This is a genomic window from Nocardiopsis codii, assembly GCF_036327455.1.
GTDB classification, from domain to species: Bacteria; Actinomycetota; Actinomycetes; order Streptosporangiales; family Streptosporangiaceae; genus Nocardiopsis; species Nocardiopsis codii.
Genome location: NZ_JAUZMY010000038.1, coordinates 21,209 through 44,700 on the forward strand (window position 1 = coordinate 21,209; position 23,492 = coordinate 44,700).

Consider the following 23,492-nt stretch of genomic DNA (forward strand, 5'->3'; position numbering starts at 1 on the left):
AGACCTCAGGCGAGCCAGCCGGGGCGGACCGTGCCGGACTCGTAGGCGATCACGACGAGCTGGGCCCGGTCGCGGGCGCCGAGCTTGGCCAGGACCCTGCTCACGTGGGTCTTGGCGGTCGCGGTCGAGACCACCAGGCGCGCGGCGAGCTCCTCGTTGCTGAGCCCGGCCGCCACCCCGGAGAGCACCTCGCGCTCGCGCTCGGTGAGGCTGTTGAGTCGCAGGTCCGACGGCGGTTCCTTGATCCGATCGACGAACTGCGCGATGAGCCGCCGGGTGACCGTCGGGGCGAGCAGCGAGTCACCGCGGGCCGCCACCCGGACGCAGTGGATGAGTTCCATCGGCTCGGTGTCCTTGACCAGGAAGCCGCAGGCGCCGGCGCGCAGGGCGGCGTAGACGTACTCATCGAGGTCGAAGGTGGTGAGGATGACGACCTTGACGTCGTTCAGCCTCGGATCGGCTGCGATGCGGCGGGTGGCCTCCAACCCGTCGACGCCCGGCATGCGGACGTCCATGAGCACTACGTCGGGCCGTGCACTGGCCGCGATGCTGACCGCTTCCTCGCCGTTGCCTGCCTCGGCGACGACGGAGATGTCGTCCTCGCCTTCCAGGATCGATCGGAAGCCCGCCCGGACCAGGGTCTGGTCGTCGGCGACCACCACGTTGATCACACGGTTTCCCTTCCGTCGAACACCGCCATGTTCCTACCAGATCACCCTCGCTCGTGGGGAGGATCAGCGCATTCAACCGATACCCGGGCAGTCCACGGGAAAGATCGCGCGCACCCGAAAGCCTCCCGACGGCAGGTGCCCGGCCTCGAAGCGCCCGCCCAGGACCGACACCCGCTCCCGCATCCCCCGCAGCCCGTTGCCCTCGGTGTGTCCGGAGGACCCGGAGGGGCCGGAGCCGCCCCCGGCGTCGACCACCTGGATCGTGACCTCGCCGGAGGCACGCTCGATGGTCACCTCGGCCCGGTCCACGCCCGAGTGCCGGCGGACATTGGTCAGGGCCTCCTGCACGATCCGGTACGTGGCCAGCCCGACCGGCGCGGGCAACGAGACGGCCGCCACCGCGGCCGGGTCTTCGGCCCCGTTCACAGTGAGACCCACGTCGAGGCCGGCCTCACCGACGCTCCTGACGAGCGCGGGCAACTGGTCCAGGCCGCGCTCGGGCGTGACGGGCGCCCCGTTGTCCTCCTCGTCCACCTGGCGCAACACGCCCAGGGTGGCGCGCAGCTCCCGCAGGGTGTCCTTGCTGGCGGCCTTGATCGCCTCCAGTGCCGCGTAGGCCCTCTCGGGGTCGCGGCGATGCACCGCCGACGCCGCCTGCACGTTGATCAGCGAGATGTTGTGCGCGATGACGTCGTGCAGTTCCCGGGCGATCCGCAGGCGCTCCTCGGTGGCGCGCCGTCGCGCCTCCTCCTCACGGGTGCGCTCCGCCTCGGCCGCCCGTCGCTCCGTCTCGCGGAGGTAGGCCGCGCGGTTGCGGCTGATCTCGGCCGCCGCGACGATCACGATCATCCAGGCGAGGATCGTCAGGGCGCGCCAGGGTTCGAAGGCCAGCGACTCCCCGACCATGAAGAAGCCCAGCGCCACCATGACCGTGACCATGGGCGCGGCGCGCTGACCGCTGGCGGCCAGCCTCATGACGGTGACGAAGAAGAGCAGCCACGCGGTCCACGCGTCGTTGGTCCCGCTGACGTAGTACAGGGGCAGGCACAACCCGACCACCACGGCGGTGACGAAGGGCCGGCGCCCCAGGATCGCGATCGACGCGGCGCCGAACAGGAGCAGGCCCCCGCTGTGCACCTCGGGGATCGCACCCCGGTCGAGCGCGAACACCACCTCCGCGACCAGGAGGGTTCCCGCGGTCACCACGGCGATGGCGACGTTGGTGGCGGTGCCGTCCTGCGTGTCGTGCGCGTCCTCCGACTCGGTGTCCCGCGCCCTCGTGGCGGGTCTGCTCCACGCCGCGCCACCCTGCCTCCGCAAGCCCACCCCTGGTTACCGCCTGCCGCGCGAGACCAGCATGGGCGACCCGACCAGGCCGACCGCGGCGAAGACGGCGATGAGGTACTTCAGCCCGGAGGCCCAGGAAGGAAGGTCCCCGCCCCCGACCAGCAGCAGTCCGATCGCCAGTACCTCCGACAGCACGAAGCCGACGACGGCACCGCCGATCAGGCCCAGCACAGCAGCTCCGGTGATCTTCAGTCCGCTCATGGATTCCTCCGGATTCACTCTCTCACAGGCGTTCTTGGACGCTAACCCTCAGAATCCGGGTGGTGCGTACATCTGTGGCTGACACTTTCTCTCCGTCTTGAGAGGTACGCCCGGGTCCCGCGCGTACACCGGGCCGCCCGGCCCGCCTCCGCGGACGCGGGTGCGCGGCCCCACGCACGAGGCGTCGTCGATCGCGGCTGTGACCCGACGCTGACTGCCTGCGCGGGCGTACCGGGGCGGTCACGGTGCGCCGGGGCGGTGGTCTCGCGGAAGGCCCGTGCCCGAGGGGCCGGCCGGGGGCGCGGGCCGGGCGTCGCCGCTTGTGGGCCTCCCCCGACCGGTGGACGGCGACGGCCCGCTGGCGAGCGGGGCACAGGGGAACTCGGCAGGATCGGCGGGCCTGGGGGCGGAGCGGGACTGAGGGCGGGACTGAGGGCGGGGCTGGGGAGCGCGGCCGGCGGAGTGGGACTGAGGGGTCGGTGGGACGGGGCCGTGGGGCGGGGCCGGGGGGCGCGCCTGTGGGGGCGGGGCCCTCGGGGGCGGAGATCGCGGAGCCGCCCTGCCGGGTGGCGTCCCCGGGCTGCGAGTGGCGTCCCCGGGTTGGTCGGGGTCCCCCCCGATTTCCAGCGTAGACGTCCATTCGCGCCCTTCACCAGTCCCGACCGCCGCCCTGTGGACGACTGCGGCGTTCCGCTGCTCCTCCGAAGCCGTGCGAACCACATCCCGGAACCGTCTCGGATCCGTCCTGGTTCCCTTCCGGGACGCGTGCCGCGTCGCCGACTGCCGACCAGTGGCCTCCAGAAGCCTCGCGGTCGCCGCCCGGCAACCCAACGGACCAGCCGTCCCAACACCTCACCGAAGCCCGGGATCCCCGCGGTGGCAAGGCTTCCCGTCCTGTGTCACTCTGTTCGGCGAACAGGGTCACTCCCACCGCCGACCCGTGAAGACAGAAGCGAGTCGCACGTGACGCACCCCGAGGCACGTCCCCCGCTGTTCGACGCCTCCGTGCCGCAGTCCGCCCGCGTCTGGAACTACTGGTCGGGCGGCAAGGACTACTACCCGGCGGACAAGGCGGTCGCCGACCGGATCCTGGAGACGAACCCGCACGTCCTGGAGATCGCCAGGGCCGCCCGTGAGTTCCTGCGGCGGGCGATCACCCGGCTCGTGGAGGAGCACGGGGTTCGCCAGTTCCTGGGCGTGGGCAGCGAACTGCCCACGGCGCAGGACATCCACGTGATGGCGCAGTCGGCCGCCCCGGAGTCGCGCGTGGTGTACGTGGACGACGATCCGCTCGTGCTCGCGCACGCCCGCGCCCTGCTGGTGGGGACTGCGGAGGGGGCGACCGGCTACGTGGACGCCGACATCCGTGATACGGCGAAGATCGTTCGGGAGGCGGCCCGGACCCTGGACCTCTCCCGGCCGGTCGCGGTCGTCCTCGCCGGGGTGCTGGCCCATGTCTCCGACGACGGGGAGGCCCGCGACCTGGTGAGCGGGCTCGTGGAGGCGCTGGCCCCGGGGAGTTTCCTGGTGGTCTCCGACGACACCGACGTGATCCATCACGAGGAGATGGACGGGATGGTGCGCCAGTGGAACGCCTCGGGCGGAAGGCCAAGGGTGAACCGCACGCCCGAGAGGATCGCGGCGTTCTTCGAGGGACTGGAGATGCTGGAGCCCGGGGTGGTCTCCTGTCCCCGCTGGCGTCCCGATCCCACCGAGGTGGGGTCGGTCCAGGACGTGGACGAGTACTGCGGCGTCGCGCGCAAACCCTGACGGGTCGTCCCTGCGCCCGCGTGCGGGTGGTCCGGGCCGACGCCGTTGCGCACAGACCCCGCTGTCAGGGGGCTCGACGGCCTACCGTGTCATGCCATGAACCTTCTCATCTTCGGCGGCAGCGGCTTCCTCGGCGGCGAACTGGTCCGCCAGGCGACAGCGTCCGGGCACACCGTCGCGGCGACCTTCGCGAGTCGGCCGGGAGACCAGGCGGGGGCCACGTGGCTCCGCACCGACCTCAGGAATCCCGGGGAGGTCGAAGCGACGGTCGGCGAGGTACGGCCCACCGCCGTCATCAACACCGCCTACCGGAAGTCCGACTGGGCGACGACCGCCGACGGGGCTGTCCGGGTCGCGATGGCCGCGACCGGGCGGGGAGCACGCCTGGTCCACGTGTCCAGCGACGCCGTCTTCTCCGGAGCCCGGGTCCGCTACGACGAGTCCGCCGCCCCGGATCCGACCACCCCGTACGGCGCGGCGAAGGCCGCCGCCGAGACCGCGATCCGTCTGCTGGCGCCCACGGCCGTCATCGCACGCACCTCGCTGATCATCGGCGACGGCGGGTCCGGACATGAGTCGCTGGTGCACGACCTGTCCACCGGACGCCGCGACGGAGTCCTCTTCACGGACGACGTCCGCTGCCCCGTCCACGTCTCGGACCTCGCCGCAGCCCTGCTGGAACTGGCGTGGTCGGATCACACCGGGGTCCGCCACGTGGCGGGCGCCGATGCCGTCAGCCGCCATGAACTGGGTGTCCTGATCGCGCGCCGCGACGGCCTCGACCCCTCGACCCTGCCCGCGGGGCGACGAGCGGACGCGGGCGTCCCCGGCCCGTCGGACGTGCGCCTGGACAGCAGTGCGATCCGGCGCGGACTCCGTACCGCGCTGCGAGGAGCCCGGGACTTCCTCGCGCCGCGGCGCCCGGCGCCGAGCCTCCCGCGACCGGCGCCCCTTCGGGGCCCCGACCGCTGACAGCCGGGCCCGCCCCTGGCGACTCGTACCGTCTGATCTCTCCAGTTCCGGCCCATCCGCACGTGCGTGGAGCTTCGGGTCGGGGCGGGTTGCTGTGGGTGCCCGCCACCGCCCGGCCGGACAGGCTCCGCGCGGGTGTGGAGTGGGACAAGTGGGAGGCGCGGTCAGCGGTACGGATGCGTCTGGGCCCCGAGGCAAGAACAGCCCCCGTGACCGCTGAAGGCCACGGGGACGGCCTCCCCCGCACTACGGCGCTGGTGGAGGTTCCGTCGGTGACGGTGCCGGGGATGCGGGTGCCCCACCGGTGTGAGCCGCATGTTGCCGGCTCCTTCTCGGAGGGGGCCTGTGCGTCAGCCCCCGCCTCCGTCACCACTGGAGTCGCCGCCGTTGTGCGGCCACGGCGAATCTCCGCCACCATCCGGATCCCGGTCGAACATCAGCCGGCTGAAGAACCAGATGACAAGGAGAACAGCGACGAGTACTGCGATGACCATCGTGGGGGATCCCTGTCGGCGTCGTGCGTTGTGGAGGAACGCTGTCCACTCGTTCGGAGGCATTGCGAGGTGGCCCCGGTGGGGGTTCCGGGAGTCACGGACAAGGGTTCCGTCGGGAAGGGCGGCGACCTCGCCGCAGCTCTGATCAACTGCCCCGCTTGGGGTCGACGTGCGGAACACGCCCACCTCACGGTTCTGCGTGGTGGCCCCGCTGTGGGAGGACGTCAGGAACACGCGTTCGCTCATCCCAGCGGTGTACCCGGTGGCGGCGACCACCCCGTAGTCCGGCCACGAGCACCGGTCAGGCGAAGCAGGCGCCCCCGGTCGGCCTGACGTGTGCGCCGCTCACCCAGTGGTTGCCCATGTTGGAGGGCCAGCGCGACGTCGTCTCGCGTCGGCCGTTCTTGTGGCTTTCCTGGTAGATGTTGACACGGACGCCGGACGCCCACGATCCGTCGGCCATGTTGCCCTGCCACTCGCGGTACTTCGGCGTCGACGTGGTCGTCACGTAGGGGCAGATGACAGCGGCTGCGGTGAACTCGTCCGCGGCCGGTGAGGCGCTCGCGGCAGGGGCCGCGGCCATCCCGACCCCGGCGGCGAGAGTCAGCGCGGACATGGACACGGTGATACGGGACCTCAGCGACAAGGTGCGCTCCTTCATCCGCTACCTGGTGTGGACGACGCCAAGACTGTCGCACGCCGAACGGGACCTCCATACCGCGCGGTGACCGCCTTCTGTGCACAGGATGAACCAGCCCGGCCTCCGGGGAGCCGGTGCGGTTCCTCCTCCAGTCCGCACAGCGCACGGATCAGCCGTGGCAGCACAGCGCATGGCGGTGGCGGGCATGATCCGCGGAGCGGCGGGCCGGCCGTGGCCCTCGGCACAGCCTGTGCGGGCTCGGACGGCCCGAAACCCGGTTCTGCCCCGGTTGAGAGCGGTGACGCGCCCTCTGCGGCGGTCCTCCTCGAGTTGATCGTCCGGACGTTTACCCCTCCTGCCCCCTTATGGCCCGGAGCCCGCTTTCTGCCGCGTGCCGGGAGTTCCTCCGGGGATTCCCCTTTCCCCTCCAAGTTCCTGATGACGGACGTCGGCCATGCAGCGACCGGCATTTTCACGGGGGCGATGGCCGGTTTCCTGATCAGCCGGAAACCCGAATGGTTTTTGTCTGCTCGGCCGTCGGTGCCGGGTTCCGGAACAGGGAGTCACGCCGGCGGGGCCCGGGATCACACGAGTCCGCGCGCCCGCAGCGGGACCAGGATCGCGTCCCGGACGAAGCGCCAGTCCACCCCCATCAGCCCGTTCACCCCGAGGTCCTCGACGACGGCGCCGATGGAGAAGAGGTCGTACTCGTCGACCAGCGGGCGGTCGCCGTCCCGCCGGTGGATCAGGAGCCCCGTGACGTAGCGGCGGAGTTGTTCCTCACCGGTGATCGCGGCGGACCGTGCGGACTCGTGCCACCGGGAGTCGTGGGGGATCCACGCGCTGATGACCTCGGTGGGGCTGGGGCGATCATTTCTCACGATCGCAAGTTAGCAGAAGCGGAAGGGCGACCCCGCCCGTTCCCGAAATGGCTTGATCGCAGGCCGTGGAGTTTTTATGTCCGGACCGCAGGGGTCGCATTTTCCTGCCCACGACACGGCGAAACCGGCCAGACAATAGCATCGAAGACCATTCGGGAATACGCCCGCACCGCCCGGTTCGCGGCCGGCCCCGTTTCGCCGTCCGACAGGTGCGGGCGGGTACCGCAACCGGTGTCGGTACCCGCCCGCGGGCACAGAGCCGCCCGAAGAGACAGGGACCCGAAGACACAGGGCCGTGCCCCCGCCCGCGGGCGGCGGGCCCGGCGGGGGACGGCCCTCGTGTCACTTCCTCCAGAACAGGTGGTGCGTCACGCCGCTCGGGCTGGGAACGACCTCGAGGTGGAACCGGTCGAGCAGATCGTCGGGCGACTCCCAGAGCCGCAGGCCGGACCCGAATTCCAACGGCACGACCGCCACGTGCATGGTGTCGACGAGGTCGGCGTCCAGGAACTGCCGGACAGTGCTGACCCCGCCTCCGAGGCGGACGTCCTTGCCCTGCGCCGCCCCACGCGCCCGTTCGAGGACCGCTGCCGGGTCGCCTCCGACGAAGTGGAACGTGGTGTCGGAGAGCGTGAACGAAGGACGCTCGTGGTGGGTCATGACGAACACCGGGGTGTGGAACGGCGGCTCGTCCCCCCACCAGCCCTGCCACTCGTGGTCGGGCCAGGGCCCGCGCTGGGGCCCGAACTTGTTGCGGCCCATGATCTCGGCGCCGATGTTGTGCGCGAAGTCCCGCGTGAAGTAGTCGTCGAGGCCCCGGCTCCCCCCGGAATCGGTGCGGTTGGGCCAGCCCGCCGTGGCGACGGCCCAGGTGAAGAGCCTCTCGGGGTCGACGGCGTCCCCGAACGGCCTCTCGGCGTTCTGGTTCTCACCAGCGCCGATGCCGTCACTCGAGACGCTGAAGTTCTGGACTCGCAGTAGCTGGGTCACGTGTGCCTCCTGTGTTGTCGTCGACGGTGGTGTAGACACTCCGGGCCGGAAGAACTCGTCGCCGCGTCCGAGACCGACCGGGAACCGGGCTGACCACCGTCATACCCGTGCAGGTCCGCGGACCTGTGGGGCCGCAGGACGGGGGGCGTCCGACCCGCGTGCGCCCGACCGGGCGGACCTCCGGAACCGTCCTGCCGAGCCGGGCGGCCGCCCGGCTCCCCGTTCCGGGGACTGCCCCTCCATGACACTTCCGCGGGGGAGGACATGACTCAGCGTCACTGGTGACGCCGCGGCGTCAGCAGAAGACTGGGGGACCTACCAGCTGCCCGACCCGGAGCGCCCGTGCGCACCCGAGGGTCGGACGGCGCGGCCGAGAAGACGCCCCCGAGGAGCCCACCACCATGTCGACCGCTCACCCGGACCACCCGCACCGAACGCCTCCGGTCGGCGCCACCGCCCCGGTGCGTCCGGGCTGGCCCGAGGTCTGGGTCGGCCTGCTCGCCTTCGCCGCCGCCACGGTCGCGATCCTGTTCTTCGGCCCGCTCGGCCCGCTGGACCTGGACCCGGTGGCCTACGGGCTGGTCGTGGCCGCCTGGTCGGGCGTCGTGGGGCTCGTCGGCTTCGCCGCCGCGGCGGCACTGCGCATCCGCTCGCTCGCCGCGTTCAGCGTGCGCCGGACCACCTGGCGCTGGGTACTCGCCGCCGTGGGCCTGGGTGTGGCGGCCATCGCGGTGAAGGGTGCGGTCAACTACGCCGTCATCGCCCTGACCGGGTTCGACTCCGACCCCCAGGGCATGTACTACGACGCGGCGGGCGGCGGTCTGCTGCCCCTGATCCTGACGGTCCTCTTCCTGGCCGTCCTCACCCCCGTCGGTGAGGAGTTCCTGTTCCGCGGGGTCATCACCAACGCCCTGCTGCGCTACGGGCCCGTCATCGGCGTTCTCGGCAGTTCGGTGGTCTTCGCGCTCTTCCACGGCGTCAACCTCGCCCTGCCCTCTGCGCTCGTGGTGGGCATCATCGCCGCCGAGGCGATGCGCCGCAGCGGTTCGATCTGGCCCGCGGTGGTCATCCACGCCGTGAACAACGCGGCACTGCCCCTGTTCGTGCTCGTCAGCGGATACGGGGGGCCTGCGTAGGGCCGCGGGCGGCACCTCCGCATCACCGGGTGCCGAGCCACGGCCCGGTGCGGTCGGCCCGGTGCTGTCGGCCCGGGAGGCCGGCGGGGGACGAGGACGGGCGTCGGACCGGCGGTTCACAGGGGCAGCGGCCGGTCCTCGATCACGTTCTTCATGACGAGGGTGGAGCTGTCGAGCAACTGCTTGCCCAGACACGGAGGGGCACACCCCGTCGACCGCCCCGGCCGGACCCGCCCCCTACCCTGTGCCTCGCACCCTGGAGAGGAAGACACCTTGGACACCGGCACCCCGTCCCGCGAGGGCTACTTCGAGCGGATCGACGAACACCGCTACGCGCCCACCGCCCACACGGGCGGCGCGTGGGACCCGAACGAACAGCACTTCAGCCCGCTGGGCGGCCTCGTCGTCCACGCCATCGACCGCCACCGGGCCCGGCACGCGGACACCGCCATGGAACTCGGCCGGATCGGCTTCGACATCCTCGGCCGCCTGCCCATGAGCGAGTGCGAGGTCCGGGTGGAGACCATCCGGCCGGGCCGCACCATCGAACTGGTCGAGGCCACGGTGTACATCGCCGACCGGGCTGCCGTGCGGGCCCGCGCCTGGTTCATGACCGGTGGCGACACCGCGTCCGTCGCGGGCGGCGCTCCCGAGCCGCTCACGCCGCCCGACGGACTCGATCCCCGGCCGATCGGCTCGGCGTGGCCGGGCGGGTACATCGCCTCGCTGGAGGTGCGCCCCCTCGCGGAACCACTGCCGGGGAGGGCGAGTGCCTGGATCCGCAGCGGGCTGGACGTCGTCGCCGGGGAGACCGCCGGGCCGGCGGCGTCCTTCGTCGCGCACGTGGACACGGCGAACGGCATCGCCGTGCGCCGGCCGCCCTCGGCCTGGATGTTCCCCAACCTGGACCTGACCGTCCACCTGTACCGCCGCCCCGAGGGCGGGTGGACGGGGCTGGACACCACCGTCGTCTTCGGCGACACCGGACAGGGTCTGACCAGCAGCGTCCTGCACGACGTGACCGGGCCCGTCGGCCGAGCCCACCAGCTTCTCACCGTCCGCCCCCTGACCGCCGACGGTGAGCCGCCCGGCCGGTAGTGCCGGTCGCCGGCACCGGACCGGCTGCGGGAGAGCGGGGGCGGCTGCCGTCGGAGAGCGGGCGCCGTGCCCCGCGGCCGTACACGCGGCGGGGAGGGACGGGGCCTTCCCGCGCGGTGTGCCCGGCACCGCCGCCGGTCGGCCACCCGCAGCGGCCGGACCCCCCGGACCGTCAGGCGTCCGCCGCGGCGCGGTCCCGTCCGGTCCCCGCCGCGACGATGCCCTCCACGATCTCCTCCGGAACCGCCGCCTCGTCCAGGTCCCGCACCAGGCGGGTCCGTCCGCCGCCGCCCGGCGTGAACACGCTCGCCCCGGCGTCCTCCCCGTCCGTCTGGATCCGCACCGTGCCGGGCTCGGACAGGGTGAACAGCTCCGGCCTGGCCATGCTCAGGACCGCCACCGGGTCGTGGGGGACGTTCCACTGCTCGTCCCAGAACTTCCACCACTGGTCGATGTCGGCGACCAGCGCCCCACCGAGCGCCCCCGCGGACCCCAGCCGGCGCAGGTGGGGCTCCAGCACCTTCACCCGCCGTGTGACCTCCAGTCCGGTGACCACGGCGCGGATACCGGAGGAGAACACCCGGTGGGCCGCCAGGGCGTCGCTGCGGAAGTTGTGCTCTGTCCGTTCCACGTCGTCGAACGCACCGCCCATCACCCACAGGGTGCGCACGTTCTCCGCGAAGGCCGGATCGGCCTCCAGCGCGAGGGCGATGTTGGTCAGCGGTCCGATGGCCAGGACGTCGACCTCCCCGGGCCGCTCGGCGACCGTGCGCACCAGCCACTCGACGGCGGACCCGGCCTCGTAGGTCTCCTCGCCCAGTCCGGTGTGCAGCGATCCCTCGTGGCCCGCCCACCACACCTCGCGGCCGGAGAGCGGCGTGCCCTCCCCCGCGCGGACGGACAGGCCGCGGTCGGCCAGAGCCCCGTAGCGGCGGGCCAGCCGGGCGCGCAGCTCCGTGTCCCCGTACACCGTCGCGACTCCGAGCAGGTCCACCCCCGGCAGTCCGAGGAGCAGGGCGAGCGCCATCGCGTCGTCCACGTCCGTTCCGATGTCGGTGTCCAGGACGACGGCGCGGGCGGTAGGGGCGGCGGGCATGGAGGACCCTTTCGTGTGGTTCGACGGGCTCACTTGAGCCCCGAGGTCGAGACGGACTGGATGAAGTACTTCTGGAGGGAGAGGATGACCACGAGCGGCACCAGGATCAGCACCACGGATCCGGCGAACATCAGGCCGTAGTCCACGCTGAACTGGCCCTGCATGTTGGCGAGGGCGACGGGGCCGACGACGTGCTCGGCGTCCGTCCCCATGAGCAGCGGCCACACGTACGCCTGCCACTGGAACAGGAACAGCATGAGGCCGGCCCCCATGAGCGCGGGCCTGGACAGGGGCAGGTAGATCCGCCAGAACACGCCCCACCAGGTGAGGCCGTCCAGGCGGCCCGCCTCCACCAGTTCCTCAGGGATGGCGAGGAAGAAGTTGCGCAGCATGAAGATCGCCATGCCGTTGCCGAGGCCGGGCAGGATCAGCCCGGTGAACGTGTTCTGGAGGTTCCAGTCGCGGAACAGGTCCGCGAGCGGGATGGCGATCGCGTCGAACGGGATCAGGAAGCTGACCACGATCACCGCGAACACCGCGCCCTGGCCGCGGAACCTGAGCGCCGAGAGGCCGAACGCGGCCGTGGCGCACAGCACCAGGCCCACGACAACCGTGACGGCGCTGATCAGCAGCGAGTTGAGGATGCCCCGTCCCAGACCCGTTCCCACCAGGGCCGTGTAGTTGTCGAGGACCGGTGTCAGGGTCAGGAAGGTCTCCCAGCCGACCGGCGACAGGAAGCGGAACGTGTCGGCGCTCGGGCGCAGGGAGTTGGTGAGCACCCAGACCAGCGGGACCACGAAGGCGAGACCGACCACGGCGCCCGCCGCGGTGAGCAGGAACCTCCGTGAGCGTGTACGCAGGCGTGCCCCCGTGGCGGGGCGCCGACCCCGGTCGGCCTGCGCCGCGGGGCCGGGCGAGGACGGAGACGGGGCGGAGGTGTTCGTCGGCATCGCTCAGTCCTCACTTCGCAGCATGCGGAACTGCACGGCGACGATCACGAGGGTGATCACCACCAGCACGACCACCTCCGCCTGGGCCCGCCCCATGTCGCCGAGCGCGTAGGCGCGGGAGTAGATGTCGTACATGAGCAGGTTGGTGGAGCCCTCCGGGCCGCCCCCGGTGAGGATCTGCACGGGCGCGAACACCAGGAGGTTGGAGACGGTGGCCGCCACCAGGACGAACGAGAGCGGCCTGCGCAGCATCGGCAGCGTGACGCTGAGGAAGGTGCGCGCCGGCGACGCACCGTCCAGCTCCGCCGCCTCGTAGAGTTCGGCCGGGATGTCGTTGATCCCCGCGATGAGGAACAGCATCCAGTAGCCGACGCCGATCCACGACAGCAGGACGATGATCGACGCCAGCGCCTGGTCGGGCGAGGTCAGGAACCCCTGCGGGGGCAGCCCGGCCACCGCCAGCAGGGAGTTGGCCAGTCCGCCTTCCGGCCGGAAGATCACGCTCCAGACCACGGCGGAGACCGCAGGCGGGGTCGCGATCGGCAGGATCACCAGTGCCCGCCACACCTTGGCCCCGGCCATGCGGCGGCGCGTGTAGAGCACGGCCAGGGCGACGGATATCCCCACCTGCAGCGGGTTCACCACCAGGGTGAAGAGCAGGGTGACCGCGACCGCTCCGCGGAAGTCGGCGTTGGCGAAGAGGTCGAGGTAGTTGCCCAGGCCGACGAAGCTCTCGCCGGACAGCAGGGAGGTGTGGTGCAGGCTCCCCCAGAGGGCCGTCGCGCCCGGAAGCAGCCGCAGGAGGGTGAGCGCCACCAGCGAGGGCAGCAGGAACGCCAGCGCCACCGCGGCGGTCCCGCGCCACCACGGGCGCCGGTAGTGGCCGGGGCGGGGGCGGGAGCCGACGGCCGGCTCTCCACCCCCGGTCCGCACGGGGGCTCCGCTCATCGCAGCGGCGCCCAGGCGTCTTCGAGCTGCTCTCCGGCCTGCTCCAGCCGGGAGGCGGCGTCGGAGCCGTTGCGAATGTCGGCGAAGGCCGTGTTCATGACCTCCTCGAACTGCGCGTAGCCGACCGTGACCGGACGCACCACCCCGGTGTTGGCCACCTCGTACGAGATGAGGTCGGCGGCTCCGGCGCTCCGGTCGCCCGCCAGTGCGTCCATGCGCGGCAGGTACTCCTCGGCGGCCTCGGTGTTGGCCGGGATGATGGTCTGGCGCTCGGTGCTGGCCAGGTTGCCCTCGGGGTCGAGGGCGGCGTACTCCAGGAACAGGCGCGCGGCGTCCTTGGCCTGCGACGCGGGGTTGACCCCCCAGGACCAGGACCCGGACGGGGTGACCTCCTCGCCGCCCTCGAAGTAGGGCATCGGCGCGACCGTCCAGTCCACGTCGGAGTCGGCGAACTCCCCCAGGTCCCAGGGCCCGCCGACGAAGAAGGCGACGTCACCGGCGGAGAAGAGGGGGCTGGTCTCGAAGGTCCCGACGCCCCGCGGGGACAGCCCGTCCTCGAAGGTCGCGCCGTACCACTCCATGGCCTCGACCCACTCGGCGTTGGCGACGTCCTGGTCGAGCATGTCCTCGCCGACGACCCCGCTCCCGCCGCCCCTGGACTCCATGAGCGGCTGGAGCTGGTAGTAGAAGTCGGTCTGCTCCAGGAGCAGGCCCCACTCGGTGCCGGACTCCTGGGCGGCCTCCGCCGCCTCCACGGTCTGCTCCCACGTCCAGCGCCCGGCGGGGTCGGTGCCCGGCCCCTCGACGTCGGCGGCGGCCAGGGCGTCCTGGTTGACGAACATCAGCTGCGTGGAGTTCCACACGGGCAGGGCCCAGAGCTTGTCCTGGTGGACTCCGGTGGAGTACTGGCCCTCCGTGGTCACCTCGCGGGCGCGCTCCTCCAGGTCGGACAGGTCCTCCAGGAGCCCCTGGGCGGCCATCCACGGCACGCGGGGCTGGTCGACCGCGTAGACGTCGATGGACTCGTCGCCCGCGGAGAGCCGCTGCTGGACGGTGCTGTTGTACTGGTCGAAGGGCACCTGGGTGTACTCGACGGTGTAGCCCTCGTGGGAGGCCTCGAAGGCTTCGATGAGGGGCTCGAAGAAGGCGGGGTCCTCGGGGCCGAGGAACTGGACCGTCCCGTCGCCGCCCCCGTCACCGGAGCCCGGGGAGCAGGCCGCGATCAGTGCCAGGGATGCCGCTCCGGCGACGGACGCCAGGACTCGCTGTCGTTTTCTCATGGACGGTGACCTTTCGAGGCGGGTTCCGGCTCGCACGGCACTGCTCGGGTCGCGGAGGCCTTCACCGGGAAGTCAGCGATCTATGCGCTTAGATACAAGCTAGCAAACCTCAGATGACAGGGGAATGACAAGGTCGGGGGCTCGTGTCGCGGTCCGGCGCCCACACGGCGCCCCTCCACCTCGGCAGCGTGTCGGGGCCGCTACCCTCACGCTAGGGAAACGGAAGGGACTGGTGCCGCATGGCGACAGCACGGGACGTCGCGCAACGGGCGGGTACCTCCACCGCCGTGGTCTCCTACGTGTTCAACGACGGCCCGCGCGGCGTCGCCCCGGCGACCCGGCAGAAGGTCCTCGACGCGGCGGCCGAGCTCGGCTACCGGCCGAACGCCCTGGCCCGGTCGCTGTCCAGCGGCCGGACGCACTCGATCGGCCTCATCGTCCCCGACATCTGCAACCCCTACTTCGCCGAGCTGGCCCGCGCCATCGAGGACGCCGCGGGAACCCGGGGCAACCTGCTGCTGATCGCCGACTCCGCGCTGTCCGCCGAACAGGAGCGCCGCCACACGCGCTCGCTCGTGGAGCGCAAGGTCGACTCGGTCGTGCTGGTCTCGGTCTGCGACGAACCCGACCTCGGCGAGTTCTTCGAGGCGGGGATCCCCGTCGTCGCGCTGCACCCGCTCTCGGACCGGGAGCGGGCCTCGTCGATCACCATCGACTACGAGGTCGCCGCGCAGAGGGCCACCGAGCACCTGCTGGCACACGGCTACCGGAGCATCGTGCTGCTGAACGGCCCGGTCGAGTCCACCGGGGCGCTCCAGCACCGCGCGGGCTTCGACAGGGCGGTCGCGGGCGCGGAGGGCGTGCGGGCGGGGACGATCCGCTCGGAGATCTCACGGCACCACGCCGCGGAGGCCGCCTACGCACTACTGGTCGGCGCCGACCGGCCGCGCGCGATCTACTGCACCACCGACGAGCAGGCGTTCGGGGTCCTCTACGCGGCCCACCGGGCCGGGCTGACGGTCCCCGACGACCTGGCCGTCGTCGGGTTCGACGGGACCCGCAACTGCCTGGTGTCGATCCCCGCCCTGACCACGGTGCAGCAGCCCACGGAGGCGATGGCGCGGCGTGTGGTGGAGATCCTCGCCGACCGCAGTGTGGACGACGAGCCCGTGCACGAGGTCCTGGGCTTCGAGTTCGTCGCGCGCGCCTCCAGCGGCGGTCCGGTCCCCGGACCCGCCTGAGCGTCGCCCTCCCGGGAGCTACGGGGCGGCATCCGGAACGGGCACCGGAGTGGGAACGCGTGGCGGGCGCCCGCCCGCTCGGGGAGCGGACGGGCGCCCTGTTCAATGGCCCCTTCAGCGTTCAGGGGGCGGTGATCAGTCCAGCGGCGGGTAGGCGTTGTCCAGCAGCTCCTGGAACTGGGCCGAGAACCAGTGACCCGAGATCGGGGCATCGGCCAGGGCGCCGCTCAGGTTGTTGCCGTTGCGCGGGTTGCCCTCGTAGGTCGGGTCGCACATCCGGTCGAAACCCTTGCCCTCCTCGTTCGGGATCTCCGTGCTGGAGCCGTCCGACTCACCCGGGGGCTTCATCCACACGTAGGCGTCGATGCCCGACTCCGGCGAGGCCTGCGGACGCTCACCCAACCCGGCGCCCGACTGGTTGCACCAGTTGCCCGACTGGATCCGCTGGTCGTAGCGGCCACCGTCCACGAACGCGTCCACGCTCGTCTGCGGCCCCGGACCCGTGGGGCGGTCCGGACCGCCCCAGCCGTTGCGGGAGGTGTCGATCAGCATGCCGATGCCGGAGGGGAACCCCTGCGACACCAGTTCCTCGCGCAGGGCCTGGGAGAACGAGAGCTCGTCGGTGAACTGGTTCCAGTCCACCCACTCGGACTGGCGCACCGGGGTGCCGGCCACCGTCTGGTCGATGGAGAAGTTGTCCTCCACCAGCGCCGAGTAGTTCGCGGTGTTCGCGATGAACCCGTGCACGTCCTCCGGCGAGGCGCCCGCGGTGTTGGCCGCCTCGTAGAACAGCGCCGCCGACGCCGAGAAGTTGTCCTGCCACCCGATCCATCCGTGGTGGCCGGCGTCCACGTAGTTGTAGACGTTGTCGATCGCGCCCAGCTCGGCCAGGGCGTAGCCCACACCCTCCACGTAGTTGCCGTTGGCCAGCATCTGGTCGCACTCGGGCGTGGCCGTCTCACGCGGGGACACGTTCGTGACCAGGTTGGGCAGCGAGTCGATCTCCACCGTGGTCACGATCCGCAGGTCCGCGTAGGCCGGGTCGGCCAGGATCTCCGCGATCGGGTCGATGTACTCGCTCTTGTACCGGTCGATCTCGTTCGGGCCCAGCTCGCCGTTGGAGGCCAGGGCGGCGCAGTCACGGCCGGGCAGGTTGTAGATCACCACCTGGAAGACCAGGGGCTCGCCCGCGGCCTGGACCACGGCCTCGTCCAGGTGCTCGCGCAGACCCATCGATCCGGTGGTGGGGCTGTCGTTGCCCTCGATCGCGCTGATCTGGTCCATCCACACACCGGTGGGCTGGTCCGAGATCGCGGACCCGCCGGGCTCGGCCGCAGCGTTCGCCGACCAGATCGGGTTCACGTACACATCCGCACCCTCATACGGATTGTCGACGCGGTCTCCGTTCCCCGGATCCGGATCGGGGTCGGGGTCGGGGCCAGGGCCGGGGTCGACAGAGCCGTCGCACACCGCGCCGTTGAGGGTGAACTCCGCCGGTGCGGCGTTGCTCCCGGAGTACGAGGCGTTGAACCCGAAGGAGACGGTCCCGTTCGTGGCGATGGACGCGTTGTGACCGGCGTTGGTCACCGACACGTTCCGCCCCGACTGGGTGTGCGATCCGTTCCACAGATTCGAGACCTGCTGGTTGCCCGGGAAGGTCCAGCCGAGGGTCCAGCCGTTGACGGCGGTGCCCAGGTTGGTGATCTCGACGCTCGCGGTGAAACCCGAGCCCCAGTCGTTGACCTGGTAGTCGATCTCGCAGCCCGGGGCTGCGCTCGCGGGCGTGATGGGGAGGACGGCCAAGGTGGCGCCGAGTACGAGGGCCGAGACCGCGGCGAGGCCTCGTCGTGTCCGCGAGCGTGCGCTCGCGCCACGGTGGATTCTGCTCATCTCGTCTACTTCCTGATGGAGGGGGGTGACCAAAAGGAGCTTGCGGAGTGTCGACCGGATGCGCGGGCGACGGTTGCGTGGGGTCCGCTCAGACGTGGGTGGGGGTGGAGGTGCGCGGGGCATGACGACCTCGTACGGGCAGGGGGCGCGATGCGCCGAGGCAAATGTGGGAGCGCTCCCAAATGGCAGGCGAAGAAAGCCCGACCATCAGGAGCCGACGCCGGGCGAAGGAGGGGGATAGGGGGATGGGGGATGCGGCAGAAAATGTGACCCAGGTCATTTGGGAACGCTCCCATGAGAGTAGCCAGCGCCCGACCTCCTGTAAACACCCCATTGCAGGAATCCTTCGCCGACGTTTCCCGCCGCGGCCCGGCGACGCCCCTCTCACAGCTCGACCATCCGCCAGGCGTCGGCGTCGGCCGGGTCGTCCGTGAAGGCGTAGCGGACCGTCTCCCGGTCCAGCGCCAGCAGGGTCACCGAGCCCGTGGCCCAGACCCGCCCGTCCCCCAGGTCGGCGCGGGCGATCAGCCCCGACGGATCGCCCGACTCGTCGGGACCCGCCGAGCGGGGTGCCTCGTTCGCGGCCTCCGTGATCAGCCGCGGCCACTCCCCCCACACCTCCTTGATCCCGTACACATCCGCCAGCTCCCCCGGGTCGGGTCTGGTCCGCTCGAACTCCGGCGTGTGGCGGACCGCCCGCGGATCCTGCGGGTCGAGGCCGGTGTTCACCACGATGCTCACCCCCACCGGAAGAGGCCGCGTGTCCACGCACCGCCCGTCCCAGCTGTACAGCCCGGCCCTGTGGGCGTCGGCGTCCAGGAGGTGGAAGGGCGCGTACCGGGTGGGGTCCTCACCGCGCAGCGGGTCACGCACCGAGTGCGTGAGAGCGTGCAGCGGCAGGTCGCCCCGGCTCGCCGGGTACACCCCGTCCCAGGGCATGCGCCCGTCCCAGGGCCACCCGTTGAGCAGGGCGGACATCCGGGGACGTTCGGGGTTCACCGCCAGCCAGGTTCCCCCCGCCAGGCGGTCGCGACCGCCGACCAGCGCGGGCTGGTCGGGCCAGTGGTGCGCGGGCGGGTCCCAGGGCCGCGAGGACATCTCGTCCCGGAGCGCCGCGATGACGAGGGGGGTGTCGGCGCCGGGATCGAATCCGACGATGACGGTACACATGAGGACCTCTGCTGTCTCCTCCGGCGGCGCGGCCCGGGCGGGCCCGCCCGGAAGGTGAACGGAACGGTACCTGGACTCTACGACGCCGCGGACTCCTCCGGGAGTGGTGGACCACTACCGGGCCGGGGCGGGGTGGGTCCCTCTCCCCGGGCCCGGTGTGGTGATGGCACCACCCGGCATCCGGGAGGCAGTCCACCTGCGCGGGGTCCGGGGGTCTTCTAGGCTGTGGACCTCCTTACTCTTAGGACGTCTGTGGCCGGTGTGCCCCACGTGTTCTTCCGGGCCCCGTCCACCTTGTCTCCCGTACCAGCCAGGAGTGTGCGTGCCCGTGCAACCCGACCGACCCGACGACGGTGCGGACCGCACCTCGGACAGGGATTCGCAGGGGGCTGCCCCGACCGTCACCGACGCGCGACCCGCCCGCACCGGGCCCGGCGGCCTCGGCCCGCCGTCCGAACCGGGGCTGACCCGGTCGGAGGTCGCCGAGCGGATCGCGACCGGCCGGACCAACGACGTCCCCGTCCGTGCGAGCCGCAGCGTCGGCCAGATCATCCGCGGCAACGTGTTCACCAGGATCAACGCGATGATCGCCGTGCTGTTCGCGATCATCGCCGTGATCGGCCCCGTCCAGGACGGGCTGTTCGCGATGGTCATCGTGATCAACACGCTGATCGGCATCGTCCAGGAGCTGCGCGCCAAGCGCACCCTGGACAAGCTCGCCATCGTGAACGCCGCCCGCCCCCGGGTGGTGCGCGACGGCGTGACCGCGCGTGTGGCCACCCAGGAGATCGTCCTGGACGAGGTCCTCGAGGTGGGCGTGGGCGACCAGATCGTGGTCGACGGCCTCGTCACCTGGGCCGGAGGACTGGAGGTCGACGAGTCGCTACTGACCGGCGAGGCCGACCCCGTGCTCAAGCAGCCCGGCGACACGGTCATGTCGGGCAGCTTCGTGGTGGCCGGGTCCGGGCGCTTCCGCGCCACCAAGGTGGGACGGCACGCGTACGCGGCCCGCCTCGCGGAGGAGGCGAGCCGGTTCTCGCTGGTGCACTCGGAGCTGCGCTCCGGGATCAACCGCATCCTGACCTGGATCACCTACGCGCTGTTCCCGATCGGCGCCCTTCTGATCTACAGCCAGCTGTTCATGGGCGGGCACGTCACCCTGGACGCCCCGACCGCGGGCGGCCAGATCTCCGGCCCGCTGGCGGACGCGCTGCGCGGCATGGTCGCGGCCCTGGTGTCGATGATCCCCGAGGGGCTCATCCTGCTCACCAGCATCGCCTTCGCGGTCGGGGTGATCCGGTTGGGGCGGTACCAATGCCTGGTGCAGGAGCTGCCCGCGATCGAGGGCCTGGCCCGCGTCGACGTGGTGTGCACCGACAAGACGGGCACGCTGACCGAAGCCGGCATGAAGCTGGCCGAGATCCGCGACCTGGGCGGACGCACGGACGACGACGGGCCGTCGCCGTCCGTGGTCCTGGCCGCGCTGGCGGCCGGTGACCCCGACCACAACGCGAGCATGGCCGCGATCGCGCAGGGGTTCGAGACGAGCGGGGTGTCCGCCCCGGACTGGCCCGTCACGGCACTGGCACCGTTCTCGTCGGCCCGCAAGTGGAGCGGGGCCGGCTTCCTCACCCCCGACGGCGAGGAGCACTGGGTCCTGGGCGCCGCCGACGTACTGTCCTCCCCCGACGCCCCGGCTGCGGCCGAGGCGGCGCGGCTCGGCGCCCAGGGGCTCCGGGTGCTCCTGCTGGCCCGCGCCTCCGTCCGGGTGGACTCCGACGAGGCCCCGGGCGACGTGCGCCCGGTGGCACTGGTGGTCCTGGACCAGAGGGTCCGCGACGACGCCGGATCCACCCTGGACTACTTCGCCGACCAGGGCGTGGACGTCAAGATCGTCTCCGGTGACCACGCGGCCTCGGTCGGCGCGGTGGGCCGCGAGCTGAACCTGCCGGGCGCCGAGCGACCGGTGGACGCCCGCGACCTGTCCGCCGACGCGGACGAGCTGGCCCGCGAGGTGGAGGACCGTTCGGCGTTCGGCCGGGTGACACCCGAGCGCAAGCGCGACATGGTGCGGGGGCTGCGGGGCCGCGGGCACACGGTGGCGATGACCGGCGACGGCGTCAACGACGTGCTGGCCCTGAAGGAGGCCGACATCGGGGTGGCGATGGGGTCCGGGAGCCCGGCCTCGCGCTCGGTCGCGCAGCTGGTGCTGTTGGACAACCGCTTCGCGGTGCTGCCGCGCGTGGTGGCCGAGGGCCGCCGGGTGATCGGCAACATCGAGCGGGTGGCCAGCCTGTTCCTGACCAAGACCGTGTACACGATGACGCTGGCGATCATCGTCGGGCTGCTCGCGGTCGCGTACCCGTTCTTCCCCCGGCACGCGACGCTGATCAACGCGGTGACCTTCGGTATCCCGTCGTTCTTCCTGGCACTGGCCCCCAACACCGACATCGCCAAGCCGGGGTTCGTGATGCGCACGCTTCGGTTGGCGATCCCCTCGGGGATGGTGGCCGGGTTCGCTGCGGTGACGACCTACCTGCTGGTGCTGGGCGGCCGGACCGTGCCGGATCCGGCGGACCGCACCGCCGTGGTGATCACGCTGTGCGCGACCACGCTGTGGGTGCTGCTGCTGGTGGCCAAGCCGTACGTGTGGTGGAAGGTCCTGATGGTGGGCTCCATGGTGGGCCTGCTGACGCTGGCCATGGTGACGCCGCTGGGCCGCTGGTTCTTCGACCTGGACGTGAGCGACCCCGGCAAGCTCCTCACCGGCCTGGCGGTGGCCGGGGTGGCGATCGTGGCGATCACGGTGATCCGGGTGGTGGACGACCGGTGGATCGCCCGGTCGGAGGCGCGCGCCGCCGAGGAGGCGGCCCGGGAGGACGCCGGACACCGGGCGAACTCCTCGGTCTAGCGCCCGTCCCCGGGCGGGGCCCCGGACCGCGGATCACTCCGTGGGCCGGGGCCCCGCCGCCCCCCGGCGCCGACGGGATCGACGCCGGGAGCGCCCCGGCCCGCGGGGCCGTGACCGGTGCGGACACCGGTCACGGCGGGGTCCGCCGCTATCCGAAGGTCACGACGAGGGTGCCGTCCGAGGAGTGCGACCAGTTCAGGCCGCCGCCGTAGGAGGAGCACCGCGACCCGTTCGAGCCGGACCAGAACTGGTTCGAGCTGTCGGAGTTGCCGATGATCCGGTCGGTCGAGCCGCTGTCGCACGAGGTGTTGCCCCGGAAGACCGAGGAGCCTCCGTCGAAGTTGTAGTTGCGCTGCCCGTTGCCGATGCCGACGTTGTTCGACACCGTCATCGAGCCGAGGTTCCGGTTGTAGGTGAACCCGTGCCTGCCGTTGTCGTAGGCGATGTTGCCCCTGATGACGTGGTTGACGCCGATGTCCTCGCCGCCGAGCTTGAAGCCGTTGCGGTCTCCGTTGCCCGCCTGGGAGCCGTCGCTGAGGGTCCCGTTCTCGTAGGCGAGGGAGTTCTCGACGGTGACGGCGCCGATGGGACCGGTGTCGGACTTGGTGTAGAGGTCCCAGCCGTCGTCGATGTTGTTGTGGGCCACCGCGTGGCGGAAGACGTTGCCCGGGCCGGAGGTGAGCTTGGCGGCGAAGCCGTCGGCGTCCTCCCCGTCGGAGTCGGCGTTGTCGTGCGAGACCGCGCCCAGGATCAGGTTGTCGGCGGGCCAGTCGCTCTCGGCGGTGCCGGAGGTGGCACGGGAGAGCTGCAGACCCGTGTCGTGGTTGAAGCGCGTCACCGTCCGCTCGATGACGTTGTCGCTGCCGCCGACGAAGATCCCGTTGTCACCGGCGTGCTCCACGACGATGCCGCGGATGTGCCAGTAGTCACCGTTCAGCGCCAGGCCGCGGTTGGAGGAGTTCTCGCTCTGGGCAGAGAAGTTCAGGACCGGGGTCTCGCCGGGGTAGGCGTACAGCTCCGTGCGGTCGCCCGCCGTGCCGTTGTCGTCCTGGTCGATGGTGACGGTCTGCGAGAAGGGGTAGTTCCCGCCCCGCATGTAGATCGTCCCGCCGGGGGTGATGCGGTCGATCGCCGAGGTCAGGGTGGTCGGGTCGGACTGGGTGCCGCTCGCGCCCGCGCTGCCGCCCGGCGCGGTGTACAGGGTCGGGGACGAGGGCGGCGGCTCCTCCGGGTCGGGGCCCGGATCCGTCCCGCCGGCCGTCTCCACGTCGAGGTGGTCGACGTTGGCCATGCCGCTGGAACCGGTCGGGTCGAACCGGATCGTGTTGCTGCCCGCCCTCAGCTGTACGGTGAGCGTCTTGGTCGCCCACTGGTTCCACGCGCCGGTGACCTCGAAGGAGACCGATGTCGCCCGCGAGCCGTTCACGAGGACGTCGGCGGGGCGGGCGGAGGAGGTGCCGTTGGCGAAGCGCAGGCGCAGCGTGGCCGTTCCCGCGGAGGAGGCGTTCACGCCGAACTGCACGTAGGCGCCGATCTCGTTCTCGGTGTCGCAGAACCCGCTGCCCGAGTAGCCCGACCACTCGGTCTCGATGCTGCCCCGGCAGGTGGCCGAGGAGTCCTCGGCCTCGTAGCGGGTGGTGGCGGCCTGTGCGGGGGTGCCGGAAAGCGTGACGAGTGCGCCTGCGAGCAGGGCGGCGGCGCACGCGAGGAGGGGTCTCGGTTTCATCGTTCGTCTCCAGGGGGGTTGGCGCTGGGGCCAGTGGGACGGTGGACGCAGAAAGGGGGGAAGAGACCTGCCGTGGAAAG

Annotated in this window: 20 protein-coding genes; 6 read left to right on the plus strand and 14 right to left on the minus strand. The window is 71.6% G+C overall.

Annotated elements, in window-relative coordinates:
* Positions 1 to 5: 5 nt before the first annotated feature.
* From Q8791_RS27435 to Q8791_RS27445, 3 genes are all read right to left on the minus strand, one after another.
* Positions 6 to 671, minus strand: a complete 666-nt coding sequence (locus Q8791_RS27435) for a response regulator transcription factor (RefSeq protein WP_330094722.1) — start codon at positions 669 to 671, stop codon at positions 6 to 8.
* Between the two features lie 72 nt (positions 672 to 743).
* Positions 744 to 1,991, minus strand: coding sequence for a sensor histidine kinase (locus Q8791_RS27440; RefSeq protein ID WP_330094723.1), 1,248 nt, complete (start codon positions 1,989 to 1,991; stop codon positions 744 to 746).
* Between the two features lie 12 nt (positions 1,992 to 2,003).
* The gene (locus Q8791_RS27445) at positions 2,004 to 2,219 is read right to left on the minus strand and encodes a DUF5957 family protein (RefSeq protein WP_330094724.1); all 216 of its coding nucleotides are present in this window, start codon (positions 2,217 to 2,219) and stop codon (positions 2,004 to 2,006) included.
* A gap of 963 nt (positions 2,220 to 3,182) precedes the next feature.
* On the opposite strand from Q8791_RS27445, the gene Q8791_RS27450 reads away from it, so the two are divergent.
* Together Q8791_RS27450 and Q8791_RS27455 are read left to right on the plus strand one after the other, a co-directional pair.
* Positions 3,183 to 3,989, plus strand: a complete 807-nt coding sequence (locus Q8791_RS27450) for an SAM-dependent methyltransferase (protein ID WP_330094725.1) — start codon at positions 3,183 to 3,185, stop codon at positions 3,987 to 3,989.
* A gap of 96 nt (positions 3,990 to 4,085) precedes the next feature.
* Positions 4,086 to 4,961, plus strand: a complete 876-nt coding sequence (locus Q8791_RS27455) for an SDR family oxidoreductase (protein ID WP_330094726.1) — start codon at positions 4,086 to 4,088, stop codon at positions 4,959 to 4,961.
* A gap of 350 nt (positions 4,962 to 5,311) precedes the next feature.
* Here the strand turns inward: Q8791_RS27455 and Q8791_RS27460 are convergent, their stop codons facing one another.
* The 4 genes from Q8791_RS27460 to Q8791_RS27475 form a co-directional block, all read right to left on the minus strand.
* Positions 5,312 to 5,701: a DUF397 domain-containing protein gene (locus Q8791_RS27460; protein WP_330094727.1), complete on the minus strand. Its 390-nt coding sequence runs from the start codon at positions 5,699 to 5,701 to the stop codon at positions 5,312 to 5,314.
* 55 nt (positions 5,702 to 5,756) lie between these two features.
* Positions 5,757 to 6,071, minus strand: coding sequence for a hypothetical protein (locus Q8791_RS27465; RefSeq protein WP_330094728.1), 315 nt, complete (start codon positions 6,069 to 6,071; stop codon positions 5,757 to 5,759).
* Between the two features lie 608 nt (positions 6,072 to 6,679).
* Positions 6,680 to 6,976: a hypothetical protein gene (locus tag Q8791_RS27470; protein ID WP_330094729.1), complete on the minus strand. Its 297-nt coding sequence runs from the start codon at positions 6,974 to 6,976 to the stop codon at positions 6,680 to 6,682.
* Between the two features lie 342 nt (positions 6,977 to 7,318).
* Positions 7,319 to 7,966 carry a dihydrofolate reductase family protein gene (locus Q8791_RS27475; protein WP_330094730.1) on the minus strand — a complete coding sequence of 216 codons (648 nt, stop codon included), beginning with the start codon at positions 7,964 to 7,966 and terminating at the stop codon, positions 7,319 to 7,321.
* A gap of 401 nt (positions 7,967 to 8,367) precedes the next feature.
* Between Q8791_RS27475 and Q8791_RS27480 the strand changes: the two genes are divergently transcribed.
* Together Q8791_RS27480 and Q8791_RS27485 are read left to right on the plus strand one after the other, a co-directional pair.
* A complete protein-coding gene (locus Q8791_RS27480; RefSeq protein ID WP_330094731.1) occupies positions 8,368 to 9,102 on the plus strand; it encodes a CPBP family intramembrane glutamic endopeptidase in 735 nt (244 codons plus the stop codon).
* 273 nt (positions 9,103 to 9,375) lie between these two features.
* Positions 9,376 to 10,200, plus strand: a complete 825-nt coding sequence (locus tag Q8791_RS27485) for a thioesterase family protein (protein WP_330094732.1) — start codon at positions 9,376 to 9,378, stop codon at positions 10,198 to 10,200.
* A 172-nt stretch (positions 10,201 to 10,372) separates the two neighbouring features.
* On the opposite strand, the gene Q8791_RS27490 is transcribed toward Q8791_RS27485, so the two are convergent.
* From Q8791_RS27490 to Q8791_RS27505, 4 genes are read right to left on the minus strand one after another with little or no spacing between them, the layout of a single operon-like run.
* Positions 10,373 to 11,296, minus strand: coding sequence for a nucleoside hydrolase (locus Q8791_RS27490; RefSeq protein WP_330094733.1), 924 nt, complete (start codon positions 11,294 to 11,296; stop codon positions 10,373 to 10,375).
* A 29-nt stretch (positions 11,297 to 11,325) separates the two neighbouring features.
* Entirely contained in the window at positions 11,326 to 12,246 is a 921-nt protein-coding gene (locus tag Q8791_RS27495; protein ID WP_330094734.1) for a carbohydrate ABC transporter permease, read from the minus strand.
* A gap of 3 nt (positions 12,247 to 12,249) precedes the next feature.
* Positions 12,250 to 13,194: a carbohydrate ABC transporter permease gene (locus Q8791_RS27500; protein ID WP_330094735.1), complete on the minus strand. Its 945-nt coding sequence runs from the start codon at positions 13,192 to 13,194 to the stop codon at positions 12,250 to 12,252.
* Positions 13,191 to 14,474: a sugar ABC transporter substrate-binding protein gene (locus Q8791_RS27505; protein WP_330094736.1), complete on the minus strand. Its 1,284-nt coding sequence runs from the start codon at positions 14,472 to 14,474 to the stop codon at positions 13,191 to 13,193. Before Q8791_RS27505 ends, Q8791_RS27500 begins: the two co-directional genes overlap by 4 nt.
* Before the next feature lie 239 nt (positions 14,475 to 14,713).
* Here Q8791_RS27505 and Q8791_RS27510 point away from each other — a divergent pair, with 239 nt between their 5' ends.
* On the plus strand, positions 14,714 to 15,715 hold the full coding sequence (locus Q8791_RS27510; protein WP_330094737.1) for a LacI family DNA-binding transcriptional regulator: 1,002 nt from the start codon (positions 14,714 to 14,716) through the stop codon (positions 15,713 to 15,715).
* Between the two features lie 135 nt (positions 15,716 to 15,850).
* Here Q8791_RS27510 and Q8791_RS27515 read toward each other — a convergent pair whose 3' ends face one another.
* Together Q8791_RS27515 and Q8791_RS27520 are read right to left on the minus strand one after the other, a co-directional pair.
* Complete coding sequence (locus tag Q8791_RS27515) at positions 15,851 to 17,605, minus strand: glycoside hydrolase family 6 protein (protein WP_330094738.1); 1,755 nt, start codon at positions 17,603 to 17,605, stop codon at positions 15,851 to 15,853.
* A gap of 384 nt (positions 17,606 to 17,989) precedes the next feature.
* On the minus strand, positions 17,990 to 18,775 hold the full coding sequence (locus Q8791_RS27520) for an NRDE family protein (protein WP_330094739.1): 786 nt from the start codon (positions 18,773 to 18,775) through the stop codon (positions 17,990 to 17,992).
* A gap of 322 nt (positions 18,776 to 19,097) precedes the next feature.
* On the opposite strand from Q8791_RS27520, the gene Q8791_RS27525 reads away from it, so the two are divergent.
* Complete coding sequence (locus Q8791_RS27525) at positions 19,098 to 21,686, plus strand: HAD-IC family P-type ATPase (protein WP_330094740.1); 2,589 nt, start codon at positions 19,098 to 19,100, stop codon at positions 21,684 to 21,686.
* Positions 21,687 to 21,834: 148 nt separating this feature from the next.
* Here the strand turns inward: Q8791_RS27525 and Q8791_RS27530 are convergent, their stop codons facing one another.
* Positions 21,835 to 23,412, minus strand: coding sequence for a CBM35 domain-containing protein (locus tag Q8791_RS27530; protein WP_330094741.1), 1,578 nt, complete (start codon positions 23,410 to 23,412; stop codon positions 21,835 to 21,837).
* Positions 23,413 to 23,492: the final 80 nt, after the last annotated feature.